This window comes from Tenacibaculum aestuariivivum, assembly GCF_964507685.1.
Taxonomy (GTDB): domain Bacteria; phylum Bacteroidota; class Bacteroidia; order Flavobacteriales; family Flavobacteriaceae; genus Polaribacter; species Polaribacter aestuariivivum.
In genome coordinates this window covers 921,731-940,155 of record NZ_OZ208414.1, presented here as the reverse complement: position 1 = coordinate 940,155, position 18,425 = coordinate 921,731, and the positions used below count along the sequence as shown (strand labels likewise).

Here is an 18,425-nt window from a genome sequence, read left to right as displayed (position 1 = left end):
TAGCCAAATAGATACTAAATAGATAATAAAGCTTAGAGTTAATGGTTTTTTAATACTTTAGCAAAAAGAAAAATAGATTAGTTTAATGAACTACATTGAGCATATAGGTAAGTATTTTTTTATGTTAAAACAAGTTTTTAAAAAACCACAACGAGCACGTGTTTTTAGAGAAGCTTTGTTTAGAGAAATAGATGAGTTAGGTCTTAAATCATTAGGAATAATAGCTTTTATATCTTTTTTTATAGGAGGGGTAATAGCATTACAAACAGCCTTAAATTTAGAAAGTCCTTTTATACCAAGATCATTAATAGGATTTGCAGCTAAACGTTCTATTATACTAGAGTTTGCTCCTACATTTTGTTCTATTATTTTAGCAGGAAAAGTAGGGTCATATATAACTTCAAGTATAGGTTCTATGAGAGTTACAGAGCAAATAGATGCTTTAGAGGTAATGGGTATTAATTCTTTAAATTATTTAGTACTACCCAAAATAATTGCTACAGTATTTTTTTATCCCTTTTTAATTGTATTGGGTATGTTTTTAGGAATTTTTGGAGGATGGGTTACCGGTGTATTTTCGGGATTGTTTTCAGGAGTTGATTATATAACAGGAATTCAGATGGATTTTGATCCATTCTTGTTAACTTATGCTATTATAAAAACATTAATTTTTGCTTTTTTAATAGCCACAGTACCTTCTTATCATGGTTATTATGTTAAAGGAGGTTCATTAGAAGTAGGTAAAGCTAGTACTCAAGCTGTGGTTTGGACAACAGTACTTATTGTGATAGCTAATTATTTATTAACTCAAATGTTATTAACATAAATGATAGAAGTAAATAACTTACACAAAGGGTTTAATGGTATTGAAGTTTTAAAAGGAATTACAACTACTTTTTTGCCAGGAGAAACCAGTTTAATAATAGGACAAAGTGGTTCTGGAAAAACGGTTTTTTTAAAATCATTAATAGGATTGCATGTTCCTGAAAAAGGAACAGTGATTTATGACGGAAGGGTTAATACGGAAATGACATTGGATGATAAAAGAAACTTTCGTAAAGAACTAGGTATGGTTTTTCAAGGAAGTGCTTTATTTGACTCTCAAACCGTAGAAGAAAATGTAATGTTTCCTTTAAAAATGTTTACAAAACAATCTGAAAGTGATATGCTTGATAGGGTTAACTTTGTTTTAAAACGCGTAAACTTAGAAAATTCAAATAAAAAATTTCCAGCTCAATTATCAGGAGGTATGCAAAAACGAGTAGCTATTGCAAGAGCTATTGTTATGAATCCGAAATACTTATTTTGTGATGAGCCTAATTCAGGCTTAGACCCTCAAACATCAATTGTAATAGATAATTTAATTCAGGAAATTACAGACGAATATCAAATAACAACAGTTATTAATACACATGATATGAATTCTGTTATGGAAATAGGAGATAAAATTGTTTTTCTAAAAAACGGAATAAAAGCATGGGAAGGTTCTCATAAAGAAATTTTTAAAACAGATAATCAAGCAGTCGTAGATTTTGTTTATTCTTCAAATTTATTTAAAAAAGTACGAGAAGCTTATTTATTAGAAAAATAATTTTAATGTTAAAATATTGTAAAACAATATCCTATGTTGTATGCCTAAAAATAGATGTTTTTTTTTGATTAAAAAGTTTGTGAAATAGTAAATACCTTGTATATTTGCAACCGCTAAGCAGAAAACAATAAATGACCTGGTAGCTCAGTTGGTAGAGCATCTCCCTTTTAAGGAGAGGGTCCTGGGTTCGAGCCCCAGCCCGGTCACAAAAAGCTTCTCTTGTATTTAGAGGAGCTTTTGTTTTTTAGCAATAGTTTTGGGGAGATACCAAAGCGGCCAACTGGGACGGACTGTAACTCCGTTGTCTTACGACTTCGCAGGTTCGAATCCTGCTCTCCCCACAAACCTCCATCATTATGATGGAGGTTTTTTTGTTAATACGATTACTATGTATAAAAGCAATCTGTAATTTTAAAAAAGTAATGTTTAAATGTATGCAGTAAAATAATAATAATTTAATATACATGTAATGAGGTTGTTGAGTTTTTTTTGCTAATTTTATTGCTTTTTTAATTCAAAAATTTTGCGAGATTAAAAATAACTTGTATATTTGCAACCGCTAACGAGAAAATAATAAAATGACCTGGTAGCTCAGTTGGTAGAGCATCTCCCTTTTAAGGAGAGGGTCCTGGGTTCGAGCCCCAGCCCGGTCACAAAAGCTTTTCTTATTTAGAAAAGCTTTTTATTTTTTCAATAGCTTTGGGGGAGATACCAAAGCGGCCAACTGGGACGGACTGTAACTCCGTTGTCTTACGACTTCGCAGGTTCGAATCCTGCTCTCCCCACAAACCTCTATCACAACGATGGAGGTTTTTTTATTTTTAGAAAGTTATTTTGTTTATCTTTTTGTTTTTTGTATTAAACAAATTGTATTTTCGTTGAATATTAATTATTATATTTATGAGAAAGATATTTTTATTTATAGTGTTATTACAATCCCTTTTTTCAGTAGGTCAAAACCAAGGAGTTGTTTCAGGAAAAGTAATTGACGTAAGTACTAGAGCTATTATTCCTTATGTAAATATATTAGTTTACGGTACTACTATAGGTGTAGTGTCAGATGAAAAAGGTTTTTTTACAATAAAAAATATTCCGCTAGGGTATAATAAATTACAAGTTTCTTTAATTGGTTATGAAACTTTAGTATCAGATGAATATTTAGTAACTAAAGATAAAGCTCCTTTTGTAACTATTGAACTAAAAGAAAATGCGACCAATTTAAACGAAGTAGAAATAAAAGCTAGTTTATTTAAAAAATCTATAGAAAGCCCCCTATCATTACAATCGTTAGGGGTTGCAGAAATAGAAAAAAATCCTGGAGGAAATAGAGATATTTTAAAAGTTATTCAATCATTTCCAGGGGTTGCCTCAAACCCAGGGTTTAGAAATGATATTATAATTAGAGGAGGTGCAACATCTGAAAATAAATTTTATTTAGATGGTATTGAAGTTCCTGTAATAAATCATTTTCAAACACAAGGAGCTACAGGAGGTCCTGTAGGAATAATGAATGCTGATTTAATTCGTAAAGTTGATTTTTACTCAAGTGCTTTTCCTGCTAATAGAGGAAATACATTAAGTTCGGTTATTGAATTTACTCAAAAAAGAGGAAATCCAACAGCGCTTAAAACAAGAGCTACTTTAGGAACATCAGATGCAGGTATTACTTTAGATGGACCTTTAGGAGATAATACTACGTTTATGTTATCTGTTCGTCAATCATATTTACAGTTTTTATTTAAGTTAATTAAATTACCTTTTTTACCAACCTATAATGATTTTCAATTAAATGTAAAGTCACAATTATCAAAAAATAGTGAATTATCTATTATTGCTTTGGGAGCTATAGATAACTTTAAATTAAATGAATCAGTAAATGATAATGAAACGAATGAAGAAACTTTAAAAAGAAATAAAATAATTTTAAATACCGTTCCTGTAAATAACCAATGGAATTATACTGTTGGAGCTAGTTATAAATATTTTGCAAATGACGCTAGACATTTATTTGTTTTAAGTAGAAATGAACTTAAAAACGAGGCGAAAAAATATTTTTTAAACCAAAAAAAGCCATCTAATTTATTATTAGATTATAATTCAAAAGAAGCAGAAACAAAATTTCGATATGAAAATACCTTTATTACTAATGGTTATAAGTTTAATTTAGGTACCAATTTAGAATTAGCCAGTTACTTAAATGATACTTATAGAAAAGTAGCTAATTCTCAAGGTGTTTTTGAAGATGTGTTTAGTTCAAAAATAAATTTTATTAAGTATGGAATATTTGGAAATGTATCTAGAGAATATTTAAATAATAAATTAGGAGTATCTTTTGGATTTAGAATAGATGGAGTTGATTATAATGAGGAAATGAAAAATCAATTAAATCAATTTTCACCTAGACTTTCTTTTAGTTATCGTTTAAGTAATAAAATATCATTAAATTCATCTATAGGAAGTTACTATCAATTACCATCTTATACTGTTTTAGGATTTAAAAACAACGAAGGTGAGTTTGTAAATAAAAAAGGGTTAAAATATATACAGTCAGATCATTTTGTAAGTGGTTTATCATACAAGCCTAATACAAGTTCAAAAATAACTTTTGAAGGGTTTTATAAAGCTTATAGTAACTATCCTTTTTCGGTAAGAAACCAAATAAGTTTAGCTAATTTAGGTGTTGATTTTGGTGTTGTTGGTAATGAGGAAGTTGTTTCAAATTCAGAAGGAAGGGCATATGGAATAGAATTGTTAGCGCAAAAAAAATCATATAATGGTTTGTATGGAATTGCTTCATACACCTTTGTAAGGAGTGAGTTTAAAAATGCTACAGGAAATTATATACCATCAACATGGGACAATAAACATCTTTTAACCATAACAGCAGGTAAAAAATTAAAAAAAAACTGGGAAGTAGGTGCTAAATTTCGTTTAGTAGGAGGTAGGCCATATACGCCTTATGATGAAAATGCATCTTCATTAAAATCAAATTATGATGTTGTAAATGGTGGTGTTTTAGATTATACAAAATTAAATAATCAACGTTTTAATACATATACCCAGTTAGACGCAAGAGTAGATAAAACTTGGTTTTTAAAGAAAGCATCAATTAACTTATATATTGATATTCAAAACGTATATGCAAGCAGTTCTAAACAAAATCCTTTTTTACTACCTATAGAGGATGTAAATGGAAGAATTACAGATTCGAATGACTCAAGTAGATATGTTTTAGAAGAAATAGAAAGTACCTCAGGTAGAGCTTTACCAAGAATAGGTGTAATTGTAGATTTTTAGAAGATTTTAACTTTTAAAATTGTTATAAAAACGGTAAATTGCTGATTAAATAAAAACACTACACATGAAAAATTTGTTTATAGGAGCCTTTTTTACTTTTTTGAGTATAGGTTCAGTAACAGCTCAAAAATATCAGTTTAAAACGGTAAAAGACATTGAAAGTAGTCAAATTAAAAGTCAAGGTAATACAGGTACTTGTTGGAGTTTTTCAACTACATCATTTTTAGAGTCAGAAATTATACGTTTAACAGGTAAAAACATAGACTTATCAGAAATGTATAGTGTGCGTAATACCTATTCAGATAAAGCAACAAACTATTTATACCGTAAAGGAAAAGCACAATTTAGTGAAGGTGGTTTAGGGCATGATGTTATAAATTCAGTAGCTAATTATGGATTAGTTCCTGAGCAAGTTTTTTCAGGGTTAGATATAGGGCAAAATAAACATGACCATGCTGAGTTAGTTGCTGTTTTAAAAGCTATGCTAGACACTTATATTAAAAATCCTGCAGGTGAATTAAGTTCGAAGTGGAAAAAAGCAACTCAAAGTATTTTAGATGTATATTTAGGTAAACATAAAAAAGATTTTATTTTTGAAGGAAAAAAATATACCCCAAAAAGCTTTGCAGAATATGTAAAAATAAGTCCATCAAATTATGTAAGCATTACCTCTTTTGAGCATGCAAAAATGTATGATAAATTTATTTTAAATATTCCTGATAATTTTTCAAACGGTTCTTTTTATAACGTGTCATTAGATGAGTTGGTTTTGGTAACAGAAAAAGCTATTCAAAATGGGTATACAATAGAATTAGATTGCGATGTTTCAGAGAAAACGTTTTCATCAAAAAATGGTATAGCTTTTATACCAGCTAGTACTACAGATGTTGAAAAAGGGATGAAGGAAATTATAAAAGAAAAGAATATATCTTCTGGTTTTCGTCAATCGGAATTTGAAAATTTTAATACAACAGATGATCATTTAATGCATATTGTTGGTATTGTAAAAGATCAAAAAGGAAATAAATATTTTAAAGTAAAAAATTCATGGGGAGCTAATAAAGGAAATAACGGCTACATATATATGTCTATGTCTTATTTTAAATTAAAAACAATATCAGTATTAGTACATAAAGATGCTATTTCTAATACTTTAAAAACAAAACTAAATATTAAAAAATAAATTTTTTATAAAGTTTAATTTAAAGCTTGAAGAGTATTCTTCAAGCTTTTTTGTTTTATTCAATAATCAAGAATTTTGTATCTTTCCGAAGTTCTTAATAATTAATTTAAATGGAGGAAAAGATAAGTAAAGATGAAAATGTAGCACAATCTAAACAGGCTATTCAAGAAGATGCAAAAGGATTATGGGATAGCACTAAAAAATTTCTTGTAGAATTACTAGATTTTCGTGAAGATACAGATCAAGAAGCAACTATAGAGGCTATAAAAGTTGATATCCCTTTTAAAGGAGCTACAGCATGGATTTTAATATGTTCAATATTTGTAGCATCAATTGGTTTAAATGCTAACTCAACAGCAGTTGTAATTGGAGCCATGTTAATATCACCTTTAATGGGACCTATTTTAGGTATAGGTATGTCGTTAGCAATTAATGATATTGATACTTTAAAAAAATCAATGATAAACTTAGCTATTATGATTGTGTTAAGTTTGTTAACAGCATTTTTATTCTTTTTTTTATTTCCATTAAAAGAAGAAACTTCAGAGTTGTTAGGAAGGGTAAAACCAGACATTCGTGATGTACTAATTGCGTTTTTTGGAGGATTAGCTTTGATTATAGCACGAACCAAAAAAGGAACCATAGCATCCGTAATATTTGGAGTTGCAATTGCTACAGCTTTAATGCCTCCTTTGTGTACAGCAGGATATGGTTTAGCTATAGGAAATTTCGACTATTTCTTTGGTGCTATGTATTTGTTTACCATCAATACTATTTTTATAGCCTTAGCTACTTTTGTAGTTTTAAAAGTTTTAGGGTTTACAATGATTCGTTACGTTAATTCTGAAAAAAGAAAAAGAATAGCACGTTTAGCATCATTTGTAGCTTTTTTAGTAATGGTGCCTGCAATGTTTACTTTTATAAATGTTTATAAAGAAAGTGTAGTTACCGCAAATTATGATAAATTTTTGAAAGATGAAATTTTAGCAAATCAAGATTTGTGGTTACAAAGAGAAAATATTGATAAAAAAAACAAAAAAATAAGTTTATTTTTTAATGGTGATGTAACTGATGCAACTGAAACTTTTTTAAGAAATGAGTTAAAATCATATCCTAAATTAGACGATTATCAACTGTTTATAAACGAAAATAAAGCACGAAGTGTAGATAGGGTAGTAGATGCTTATGATAGGGCTATTGTAGATTTAGATCAAAAAGATAATATTATAAAAGGACTTCAAAAAGAAATTGAAGATTTAAAAACTACTATTTCTAGTTTAAATAATAGTATTGAGCAGGATGCACTGACAAGAGATAAAAATAGTATTCCTTTTAGTAAAATTGCTAAGGAGGCTAAAATTAGGTTTAATGATATTGAAGGAATTAGTTTTTCTAAAAAATTATCTTCTAATGATTTTATAAAAATAGATACCATACCTGAACTAGCTGTAATATGGAATAAAAAACTAGCAGATTCAATAGTTAAAAAGAAAGAAAAAGAACTTAAAGATTGGATTCAAAAAGAACTAAAACTTGATATTGTATTAATTAAATAAGGATGATTAGTTATAAAATAAAAACCTCTATAAGAAAGATAAATATTTCTCTTTTTTATAGAGGTTTTATTTTTTTTAAAAGAAACATAATTTTTTTAGATGTAAAGTAAAATAATGAAGCTAAGAAGTTTTTACTATAAATCATTTTATCGAGTTTATTTACTATTTTTTAAACAAGCTTGATAGCTCAAAGGAATTTATTTTTATTGGTTTAGTTCAACCAAATTTTTGATACTCTATAAAGTATGAAATTATACAAATAGATATTTTATTATAAATTATTTAAAGAGTTGTTTATTTTATTTCAATGAGGATATTAGTCTTTAAATTATCTGAAGTTTAATAAAGTGTTATTTGATAAATTATTTAGTAAGTTTGATCGTGTAACAGGCTTATTATTAAGGTAATTAAACTTTAATTATTTAACACATAAATTTATAATGTAATTTTTAAATTGAAAGTAATGTGAAAACGTATTTTTATAAAAGTAAAAAACCGAGCAAAAGCTCGGTTTTTTTATTAAATACTAATAGTATCTTGTTCAAAAATTATTTTTGATTAATTACTCTAAAAGTAGTTCTACGATTTGCAGCATGCTCACGTTCTGTACAAGAAACACCATCAGCACATCTGTTAGTTAACTTATTTTCACCATAACCGTTAGCTGTTAATTGACTAGCATTAACTCCTTTAGAAATTAAATAATTTACAACTGAACGAGCTCTTCTTTCTGATAAAGATTGGTTATTTACCTTACTACCTCTAGAATCAGTATGAGATTCAACAGCAGCAGCTACACCCGTTTTTAAAATCGGTAATAATCTACTGTCTATAAGTCGTTTAGCACCAGGTGTTAAAGTAGCACTACCTAAGTTCCAGTTAATTGGTAATGGAGTATTTTCAATTAATTTACACTCTACTTCTTTCCAAGAAGTTAATCCTCCTTTAGATACTAATACTTCTTTAGTTATAGATTTATATTTAGGAGCAACAGGAATTTCTTCTTTCCATGCATCTTTCACTAAAACAGTTTTCTTTAAAGTACTATATACTGGGGTTCCTTTAACTTCCGTAGCTGTAGGAGGAGTTACCATTACAGTTTTCTTTAATGTAGTAGTTACTTCTGGAATATCTATAACTTTAGTTGTGGTAACAGCAGGTATTACTCTTGTTATAGTCGTAGTTACTTCAGGAATAGTAATAACTTTAGTTGTAGGAGGAGTAACCATTACTCTTTTCTTAATAACTTTTGTTACTTCAGGAATATCAATAGTTCTAGTTGATGGAGGAGTAACCATTACTGTTTTCTTAACAATTTTTGTTACTTCAGGAATTTCAACAACTCTTGTTGATTCTGGTGTAATTACAGTTCTTTTTATAGTCTGAGTTACTTCAGGAATAGCAATAACTCTAGTTGAAGGAGGTGTTGTCATTACTCTCTTCTTAATTATTTTAGTAACAGCAGGAACATCAATAGTTCTAGTTGATGGAGGAGTAACCATTACTCTTTTCTTAACAATTTTAGTTACCTCAGGAATTTCAATAACTCTTGTACTAGGAGGAGTTTTTACAACTCTTTTAGTATAAACTGCATTTCCACATCCGTTTGGAGAAGTACTTTCATTACATTCAGGCTTTGATACAGTTTCAGCATCTCTACTTAAAATAGTTTTATTAATTGTTTGGTACTGTGCAGGTACCTCTACATAACACCAGTAACGACAGTCGTTAGGGTCAGAAGATTCACAATCAGGAGCTTTTTCACTCATCTGCCATCTAGCAGATTTTGCTTTAACTTCAATAGTTTCACTGTCACTGCTAAATGAAGCTGGAATTACACTTAGTTTAGAACCAAAATCTCTTTTCTTGTAAGAAATAGTTTCTGTTCCATAAACAGCAGGTATAACTTCCAAACGTTGAGACGCTTCTTTTACCACTACAGTAACATCACGCATTTCATATTTAGCAGGTACTACTTCAATACGTTGTGAAGCTTCTTTAACAGTAACAACAACATCGCGCATTTCATATTGAGCAGGAATAACTTCTAAACGTTGAGATGCTTCTTTAACAACTATAGTTTCTGAAACTACACTTGAAGTAGCAGGTACTTTAACTAAACGTTGGCTAGCTTCTTTAGTAACAACAACAACATCTTTTGTTTCATATTTAGCAGGTATAATCTCTAAACGTTGAGTAGCTTCTTTAACAACTACAGTAACATCACGCATTTCATATTGAGCAGGAATAACTTCTAAACGTTGAGATGCTTCTTTAGTAACTACAGTTTCAGCAGCAGTAGACGGTTTAGATAAAGCTCTTTCAATACGTTGGCTAGCTTCTTTACTTACAATTGAATATGATTGAGATTCATATTTAGCAGGTACAATAACTAGTTTTTGGCTTCCTTCGTTAACTAAAACACGTTCCGTTACAGCTTTATATTCTGCAGGATGTGTAACAATTCTTTTATATGCAGGAGCAATTTCTATTGTTACGTCTTGGTTTTTCCATACTTCAGGAGTTTTACAGCGGACATAACATTTTCCGGGTTCTGCATTAGTGGGCAAATCTTGAGCCGATGCTGTAAAATAAAATGCCAGTAAGGCACTTGTTAATAGTAATTTTTTCATAATAGATAAAATTTTTTATGGTTACTTAGTTTTGTTATGTGACACACAAAAGAAATGAAAGTCACATACAAACAAATATAAGTGTTTTTATACGATGTTAAAGAAATGTTAAAGGATTATAATTTGTTAAAATACAAAGATTTAATGATTCCATCCGATAATCCAATTTTAGGAACAAATATTTTTCTAGCCCCACTCCACTTCATTGCAGATAAGTAAATTTTAGTAGCAGGAACAATAACGTCTGCTCTATCAGGGTTTAAACTTAGTTCAGATATACGATCTTTATAGCTCATTTTTTTTAAAAATTGATATTGAGCATTTAAGTAAATATAAGATATTGGTTTTCCAACATCTCTACCCGACATTTTAAATATTTTATTAATATTTCCACCAGAACCAATAAGAGAAATACGTCTGTAGTTTTTGGTGTTTTCTTCAATCCATTCTTGTACTTGTTTAAAAAGAATCTTATTTTCTGATTTTTTATTATTTATTAATCGTACAGTACCTATTTTAAATGATTTTGATTTTACAATTCTACCTTTTGAAAATAATGTAAACTCAGTACTACCACCACCAACATCAACATAAAGGTAGGTTGATTCAGATTCAATAAGATGATGTAAATCAGTAGAAAATATAATGGCAGCTTCTTTTTTGCCATCAATTATATCAATTTTTACATTAGTTTTTTTAAAAATTGTATTAACTACTTCTATTCCATTTTTAGCCTCTCGCATAGCTGAGGTTGCGCATGCTTTATACTTCTCTACACCATGAACTTTCATTATCAATTTAAAAGCTTCCATAGCATCAATCATTCGGCAGGTGTTTTCTTCTGATATTTTACCTGTAACAAATGCATCTGCTCCTAAACGAATAGGAACACGAACTAAGGAAGATTTTTTAAACAGTGGTTCTTTATTTTTTTCCTCAATAACATTTGCAATTAAGAGTCTTACTGCATTAGAACCTATATCAATAGCGCCATATTTTTTAATTTTCAAAATATTTAAGTTTATCTATGGTTTTTAGGAAAATCAACTAATATAGTATTTCCTTTTTTTATGTTTTTCCAGTGCTTGTCTTTAAATTGTATACCAACCACACCACAAGTAGGTACGTGTGCTATAGGTTTATTACCAAATTTATTTACAAAACTATTAATACCATGATCATGACTAAATATAATAGCACTGTCAAAATGATCATCTAAAGCATGTACTGTTTTCACTAAATAACCGTCACTAAAATTATACAATTGACGTTTTATTTGCAAATTAGATAGTGGGTATTTAAAATTATCACAAAATATAATAGCAGTATGTAAAGCTCTGTTAGCACTACTAGAAACAAATACATCTGGCTTTATAATTTCTTTAGCTAGGTATTTAGATAAAAGATGTGCGTCGTTAATACCCCGTTCTTTTAAAGGTCTATCAATATCTTTTATGCTTTCATATAGCCAAGATGATTTTGCGTGACGAACAATATAAAGTGTTTTCATTTATTTTTTTAAATGTATGTAAATATAAAATTATGGAGCTAAACGTTCAAGTTTCCAAGAAAAATTTTTTTCTAATGTGTATCTTATACGGTCATGCATTCTGTTAGGTCTTCCTTGCCAAAATTCAATTGACATTGGTTTTACAATGAAGCCTCCCCAATGTGGTGGACGTATAATTTCTTTATTTTTAAATTTTTCAGATGTTTTTTTTAGTTGATTATCAAGTGTTTTACGAGATGGTACAACTTCACTTTGATTAGATGCCCATGCGCCTAATTTACTTCCATCGGGTCTAGATTCAAAATAGCCATCAGATAAATTTTCCGCTAGTTTTTCCGCTTTTCCTTTGATAATTATTTGTTGTTCTAATCCTGGCCAAAAAAAAGAAAGGCATACATTATTGTTGTTAAGTATAGCTTTTCCTTTTTCAGAATTATAGTTAGTATAAAAAATAAAACCTTCCCATGTATATTTTTTTAATAATACTATTCTGTTTTTAGGAAAACCATCTAATCCTATTGATGAAACGTTCATAGCATTACTTTCATCCACCATTTCTGATTCATCAGCAACAAAAAACCAATCTCTAAATAACTCGATAGGGTTTTCAGGACAGTTTTTTTTTAATAACTCTTTTTTTTCGTATGTTTTTCTATAATTACTTAAATCGTGTGACATGTTTATATTTATATGCTATGTAAAAATACAGTTTTATCAAATATTTTACTCTTTTAATTAAAAAAAATATTAATTAATAAAGAGTACGCAACTAATATACAAACATTAAATGCTACTTATTACAAGTGTTGTGATTTATGTTTATTGCAAGGTGTTTTTGTAATAAAAAACAATATATGATTATGTTTTTTGATAAAAAAAAGCCATCTATATAGATGGCTTTTGCTATGTTAATTATTAATTTTACTTTATTAAAAGTTTTTTAGTAATACTTTTATTTTGAGTATTCATTTTTAAAATATACACTCCTTTAGAAAGGTGTTTTACTGAAAATCTATTTTTATTTTTATATTCACCTACTTTTTTTCCTTCAAGGCTATATAGTTGTATAACAATATTTTCATTATTAGTATTTTCTATATTTATATAATCAGTAGTTGGATTAGGGTATATAGATAACTTGTATTCTTTCGAGTTTTTTGATTCAGGTCCGGTATTAGGAAGTGAAACGTTTAAAGGAGTACTCCATAAGCTATTTTCGTTAAAATTAGTTGCTCTAACTCTAAAAGTATAGTTAGTTTCTGCATTTTGTTTTTCAATCCAAAGGTAATACGTAGATGAGGTGTTTTTAGTTAACCAATTTCCATTACTTAAAAGTTGAACCTCATAATTTGTAGCGCCAGAAACGCTACCCCAAGCTGCATAGAATCCTGTACTGTAAGTTCCTGCAGAACTAATATTTGTTGGGGTATCTAAAGTAGGGGTATTGCTTTGTCCGGAAAAGTTAACCGTATAATCTTCAGCTTCACCATCGCCAATAGTAGTACAAGCATCAGTAGGGGTGCTATTATATTTCATAATAACACGCATTCTTGAGGTTCCAGAAGCGTTATTGTTAATCAAAAAGTTTCCTGTAACAGTACCGTCTCCTGAAATATTATTTAAAACTCTTTCTGAAGCTTCAAATGTATTATTATTGTTGTAATCTATAAAAACAGCCCAGTACTCAGTATATGACGAACTAGAAAACCCAGGAGTTAAACTAATATTAGTAGTGCTTCCTGCGGTTAAATTTATAGTTTGATTTGTATAGTCACTGTAACCATTTGGGTTTGCGGAAGAGGTGTTTGTGAAGTTTCCAATACTTACAGATTGAATATATTCATAACTACTATTTCCTGTAATTTCACAGTAATTAGTATTTCCTTTTCCAGAAAATTTGACGGTATAATCTTCAGCTTCACCATCGCCAATAGTAGTACAGGCATCAACAGGATTGCTGTTATATTTCATAATAACGCGCATTCTTGAGGTGCCGGTTGCTGTATTGTTAACGGTAAAATTTCCTGAAACTGAATTGTTTCCAGAAAGATTGTCTAAAACTCTTTCTGAAGCTTCAAATGTATTATTATTGTTATAATCTATAAAAATAGCCCAATGTTCAGTGTAACTAGATTCAGAAAATCCAGGTGTTAGGTTTACGTTAACTGTTTGACCAGTAGTTAAATTTATAGTTTGGTTAGTATAGTTTCCGTAGCCATTTGTTTCTAATCCTGAAGAGTTTGTAAAGTTATTAAAAGCAACAGATTTTATGTGCTCGTAGCTACTATTTCCAGTAATAGTACAGTAGTTATTGTTGCTACCACTACTAGTTGTGGTTGTTGAGGTGTTAGAGTATTCAGAGTTACTTGTTTCTAAAAAAGCACGAACTCTATATGAGTATGAGGTATTTGCTGTTAGTCCGGTATTTGTATAAGAGCTAATGTTTGCACCTATAGAGGCAATTTCAGTAAAATTACCATTTTCATTTAAACGTTCAATTTTAAATCCTTCTTCGTTATTTGAATTATCTGACCAATTTAATGTTATAGCAGAAGATGAGTTAGCTGTGCTTGTTAGGTTAGACGGAGCGTTAACGCTAATAGGAGTATCGTTAAGTGTAGTTTGCCCTGCTAAAATGTCTCCGTTTGGTTTTGTAGAAAAAGCGTACTCTGTTACAATCATAGTATTTCCGTCAGAGCTAACATAAACTCTCATCCATCCATGAACTGGTTCATTATTGTGAGTGGCAGAGAAACCTACATATTGAGTTTGTCCGTCCCAGGTCGTATAATTTGTGGTTCTAAGGTCTAATTGATCAGGGTATGCGCCTGGTTCGGTAAAATTACTAGCAGTTGAAATTAGTTGGTTGTAATTTAATAAAGAAATATTTCTACTAGATGAATTAGTAACTAATTTTTTTCCATAAGTTTCAATTTTTAAATGATTTGCAGCGTATTGCCAAGCTCCATAAGAACCGTCTCCATTTATTTTAGGTAAAGAGAAAAATTGCCAAGGAGTACTAGAGTCTGCAGAAACATCAGTAATATTTTCATAAATAATTTCAAAAGGGTCATAAAAACTAAGTTTTAAGCTAACAGATGAACATGCTAAGTTTTGAGCAGAATATAACGCCGAACTATTAAAATTTAAATTTAAAGTTTGATTATTAAACATTGTATGGTTATATGCGCTACCACTTATTGTTATATAAGCTGTGGTGTAAGAGCTTGTTTGTATTGAGGCAGTTAGCCCTTGAGGTAGGTTTAAATTATAATCTGTACCAGGTGTAAGTGTGGCGTTAGAAGATGAAAAGTCAGCACCATTTAAAGTTATTATTGCAGTTTGGTTTATAGTACCATTATTAGAAATAGATTCTTTAAATACATTATTATTAATTGAAAAAGAAGCTCCTGAGCTATTAACACCAGTATCTATAAGGTTTTGGTATTGCCATAATGTTTGTCGAGCAGGGTGTTGTAATGCAGCTAGCATACGATCTGTTTGTCCTCTTGTAAACATTCTATAACAACCGTCAGCGGCACCATTGTAGCCCATGTAATTTTCATAGTTTACAAAGTTACCTTCGCAATTTGTAATAGGAGAGCAGTTAGCGCCAACTGTGGATGCATCTTCAGGAGGAGTGTCAGAAACTTCATCGTTAGGGTAAGTACAACCTCCATCAAATGTATGTATTAGGTTTAAATAATGACCAAATTCATGTGTTAAAACAGAAGCAAACTCTACACCTGTATTACCATGTAAGTATGCGCCATTATATACCACCCTAGCAGTATTGTTGTTAGACATAGAGGTGTTTGGGTACCAGGCAACTCCAGAGTTGGTGGTGCTACCATCTGCATATAAATCAGCTTGAATATAAACATTCATGTATTTATAATTATCCCAAGCATCGTTTCCAATTTGAGTGTCATAACCACCGCCATTACCGTAACCAGATCTCTCATCGTAAAAAACAACACCTGTTGTGCAATTTCCATTAGGATCTAATTTAGCTAACTTGAATTCAATACTTAAAGTGCTTTTTATAGGGTTGAAGTAAGGGTCAACATCATTAAAATCAGCATTTAATCCTTGAAAGTCGTCGTTTAATTTTTGTAAAGCAGTTTGAATTATTTCAGTAGTAACAGTTTTTCCGTTTTGTGTTTTTCCATAAACATGAAATACTACAGGTATTGTATAATTACTAGCAACACCTTTGCTTTGTTTTTGTAAAGGCTTATATTTTTTTGTGAATTTATTAAATTCTTGATATTCTTTTTTAGATTCAGGGTGTTTTTGAAAGTAAATTTCATTTTGTTCACTTGCTTTACACGCGTGTTTTGTTTGTGCGTGTACTTGCATTATTAGAAGTGTTAAAAATGCAATAAAATAGTGTTTTTGTTTCATTATTTTAAATTTGAAGGGTTTATATTATTTTATTATCTGTAAAAGTATTATTTTTTTAATGATTTAACAATATTTTAAATTAACGTAAGTAAATACTATTTTATCTTTAGTTATTTGTTATTGAGTTTTTTAGGTGTTTTTTAATAAGTTAGTTACATATTGTTACCATTGTGTTAGTTTTAATTATATTGTAATTTTAAAAAAGTTACTTAGAAATAAAAGGGTGTGTAATATTATGAATTTGGTTTTTTTTGATGTAGATAAAAATAAAGTTAAGATATTTGAATTATTAATTTTTTAAAAAAAACTAATGAAAATAATTGTTTTAATAGGAGTGTTTTTTTTAAGTGCAGTTCTAAGCTCAATTGCTCAAGAGAAATATACAATTACGTTACATTTTGAAGGAATGAAATCTGACAAAGGCAGTTTATATATTGCTATTTATAACAAAGAGGATCGTTTTTTAAAAGAACCTCTAGAAGGACGTATTGTAAAAATAATTGATAAAAAGGTAAATATAGTATTGAATAATGTAGTAAAAGGTGAATATGCTGTTTCAGCTTTTCATGATGTGAATGATAATAGTAAAATGGATATTAATTTTTTAGGGATTCCTAAAGAGCCGATTGGTATATCAAATAATGCGAAAGGTTTTATGGGGCCTCCAAAATATAAAAATGCAAAGTTTGAGGTAACAGAGGATGTAAAGTTAACAATTAAAGTAAATTAGATAAATAAGAATTACTGTTAATGAATTTAAGTATGGTATTTAGTTGTGTTTAATTTTATTTAAATTTAATATTTAGTAGGTATTGTTAAAATTAATAAAATCAGGTAATATTATTAGTTTCTAATAATGTCAATTGTTTATTTTTGTAAAATAAACAAACTAAGAACAAATGGCTTTAAAAGCAGTTTTATTTGATATGGATGGTGTAATTGTAGACACTGAACCATTACACAAACAAGCATATTTTTTAATGTTTGATAAAGTTAAAATTGATGTTTCTCAAGCGCTATATAATTCTTACACAGGACAATCAACTTTAGAAATTTGTAAAGATTTAGTATTTAAGTTTAATTTAACTATTGATGCTACTGAATTGGTAAGGTATAAACGTGCTTTTTTTAAAGAACTTTTTTTTTCTGATAAAAATGATTTGCAGTTATTAACAGGGGTTTTAGATTTAATTAAAGATTATCATAATAATGGTGTTACTTTAGTTTTGGCGTCATCGGCATCTATGGTTACTATTGATAATGTTTTTAATAAGTTCGATTTAAATAAATATTTTAAAGGAAAAATTAGTGGTGCCGATTTAAAAGCATCAAAACCACATCCAGAAATTTTTTTAAAAGCAGCTGATATTGCTGGTTTTGATAAAAAAGAATGTTTGGTAATTGAAGATTCTACTAATGGAATTAAAGCTGCTTATGATGGTGGAGTTTATTGTGTTGCTTATAAAAGCGAACATTCTAAGGCACAAGATTATTCGTTAGCTCAAAAAATTATTGCCAATTATACAGAAATAAAATATGATTTGGTAAAAGATGTTGTATAGTTTTTTAGCCCCGATTGAAGCAATTGTTTGAGCTCTTTTTTGTTTTTTCTTTTTAAAAAAAAACAAAAAAAGCGAGTGCAGAAAGCGGGAAATAGCTTCAAAAAATAATTATAAAAAAAACTCGTTACAATACTATTGTAACGAGTTTTTATATATTTAAAAAGAATTATTGTTGTTGGAATGTTTCTAGAACATTTCTCTACCTGAAAAGTGAAAAGCACTTTCAATAGCAGCATTTTCATCAGAATCAGATCCGTGAACAGCATTTTCACCAATAGAAGTAGCAAACATTTTACGAATAGTTCCTTCGGCAGCATCTGCAGGGTTTGTAGCACCAATTAAAGTTCTAAAATCTTCAACAGCATTATCTTTTTCTAAAATAGCAGCGATAATTGGACCGCGAGTCATAAACTCAACTAATTCACCAAAGAAAGGACGTTCGTTATGCACAGCGTAAAAAGCTTCAGCATCACGAGTAGTCATTTGAGTTTTTTTCAAAGCTACGATTCTAAAACCTGCAGCATTAATTTTGTCTAAAATTGCACCAGTGTGTCCGTTTTCAACACCATCTGGTTTAATCATCGTAAAAGTTCTATTTGTTGCCATTCTAATTTTTTTTAATAGTTTTATACGTGTGAGCGTCACACAAAATCGGCGCGAAATTACATAAAATTTTTAATTTAATT

General features: G+C 29.3%; 13 protein-coding genes and 4 tRNA genes. 11 read left to right on the top strand and 6 right to left on the bottom strand.

Annotation, left to right across the window (positions count from 1 at the left end; translation table 11 throughout):
* Positions 1-85: 85 nt before the first annotated feature.
* From ACN5J4_RS04015 to ACN5J4_RS03975, 9 genes are all read left to right on the top strand, one after another.
* Complete coding sequence (locus ACN5J4_RS04015; RefSeq protein ID WP_418650874.1) at positions 86-826, top strand: MlaE family ABC transporter permease; 741 nt, start codon at positions 86-88, stop codon at positions 824-826.
* Positions 827-1,591, top strand: a complete 765-nt coding sequence (locus tag ACN5J4_RS04010; protein WP_418650873.1) for an ABC transporter ATP-binding protein — start codon at positions 827-829, stop codon at positions 1,589-1,591.
* 133 nt (positions 1,592-1,724) lie between these two features.
* A tRNA-Lys gene (locus ACN5J4_RS04005) sits at positions 1,725-1,797 on the top strand.
* A 52-nt stretch (positions 1,798-1,849) separates the two neighbouring features.
* Positions 1,850-1,932 (top strand) — tRNA-Tyr (locus ACN5J4_RS04000).
* Positions 1,933-2,171: 239 nt separating this feature from the next.
* A tRNA-Lys gene (locus ACN5J4_RS03995) sits at positions 2,172-2,244 on the top strand.
* A 49-nt stretch (positions 2,245-2,293) separates the two neighbouring features.
* Positions 2,294-2,376 (top strand) — tRNA-Tyr (locus ACN5J4_RS03990).
* Between the two features lie 115 nt (positions 2,377-2,491).
* Positions 2,492-4,888 (top strand): TonB-dependent receptor, encoded by a 2,397-nt coding sequence (locus ACN5J4_RS03985; protein WP_418650872.1) that lies wholly within the window; start codon positions 2,492-2,494, stop codon positions 4,886-4,888.
* Positions 4,889-4,952: 64 nt separating this feature from the next.
* Positions 4,953-6,071: a C1 family peptidase gene (locus tag ACN5J4_RS03980; RefSeq protein WP_418650871.1), complete on the top strand. Its 1,119-nt coding sequence runs from the start codon at positions 4,953-4,955 to the stop codon at positions 6,069-6,071.
* A 110-nt stretch (positions 6,072-6,181) separates the two neighbouring features.
* Entirely contained in the window at positions 6,182-7,627 is a 1,446-nt protein-coding gene (locus ACN5J4_RS03975; RefSeq protein ID WP_418650870.1) for a DUF389 domain-containing protein, read from the top strand.
* Between the two features lie 548 nt (positions 7,628-8,175).
* Here ACN5J4_RS03975 and ACN5J4_RS03970 read toward each other — a convergent pair.
* The 5 genes from ACN5J4_RS03970 to ACN5J4_RS03950 all read right to left on the bottom strand — a co-directional run bounded on the left by ACN5J4_RS03970 (position 8,176) and on the right by ACN5J4_RS03950 (position 16,177).
* Complete coding sequence (locus tag ACN5J4_RS03970; RefSeq protein WP_418650869.1) at positions 8,176-10,260, bottom strand: OmpA family protein; 2,085 nt, start codon at positions 10,258-10,260, stop codon at positions 8,176-8,178.
* Between the two features lie 116 nt (positions 10,261-10,376).
* Entirely contained in the window at positions 10,377-11,273 is an 897-nt protein-coding gene (locus ACN5J4_RS03965) for a Ppx/GppA phosphatase family protein (protein WP_418651133.1), read from the bottom strand.
* An 8-nt stretch (positions 11,274-11,281) separates the two neighbouring features.
* Positions 11,282-11,770: a SixA phosphatase family protein gene (locus ACN5J4_RS03960; protein ID WP_418650868.1), complete on the bottom strand. Its 489-nt coding sequence runs from the start codon at positions 11,768-11,770 to the stop codon at positions 11,282-11,284.
* A 30-nt stretch (positions 11,771-11,800) separates the two neighbouring features.
* Positions 11,801-12,448 (bottom strand): pyridoxamine 5'-phosphate oxidase, encoded by a 648-nt coding sequence (pdxH, locus tag ACN5J4_RS03955; protein ID WP_418650867.1) that lies wholly within the window; start codon positions 12,446-12,448, stop codon positions 11,801-11,803.
* 243 nt (positions 12,449-12,691) lie between these two features.
* On the bottom strand, positions 12,692-16,177 hold the full coding sequence (locus ACN5J4_RS03950; RefSeq protein ID WP_418650866.1) for a M43 family zinc metalloprotease: 3,486 nt from the start codon (positions 16,175-16,177) through the stop codon (positions 12,692-12,694).
* Positions 16,178-16,487: 310 nt separating this feature from the next.
* On the opposite strand from ACN5J4_RS03950, the gene ACN5J4_RS03945 reads away from it, so the two are divergent.
* The gene (locus ACN5J4_RS03945) at positions 16,488-16,907 is read left to right on the top strand and encodes a DUF2141 domain-containing protein (RefSeq protein ID WP_418650865.1); all 420 of its coding nucleotides are present in this window, start codon (positions 16,488-16,490) and stop codon (positions 16,905-16,907) included.
* 169 nt (positions 16,908-17,076) lie between these two features.
* A complete protein-coding gene (locus tag ACN5J4_RS03940; protein ID WP_418650864.1) occupies positions 17,077-17,739 on the top strand; it encodes an HAD family hydrolase in 663 nt (220 codons plus the stop codon).
* Positions 17,740-17,925: 186 nt separating this feature from the next.
* Here ACN5J4_RS03940 and ACN5J4_RS03935 read toward each other — a convergent pair whose 3' ends face one another.
* Positions 17,926-18,345, bottom strand: a complete 420-nt coding sequence (locus ACN5J4_RS03935; RefSeq protein WP_418650863.1) for a nucleoside-diphosphate kinase — start codon at positions 18,343-18,345, stop codon at positions 17,926-17,928.
* Positions 18,346-18,425 lie beyond the last annotated feature (80 nt).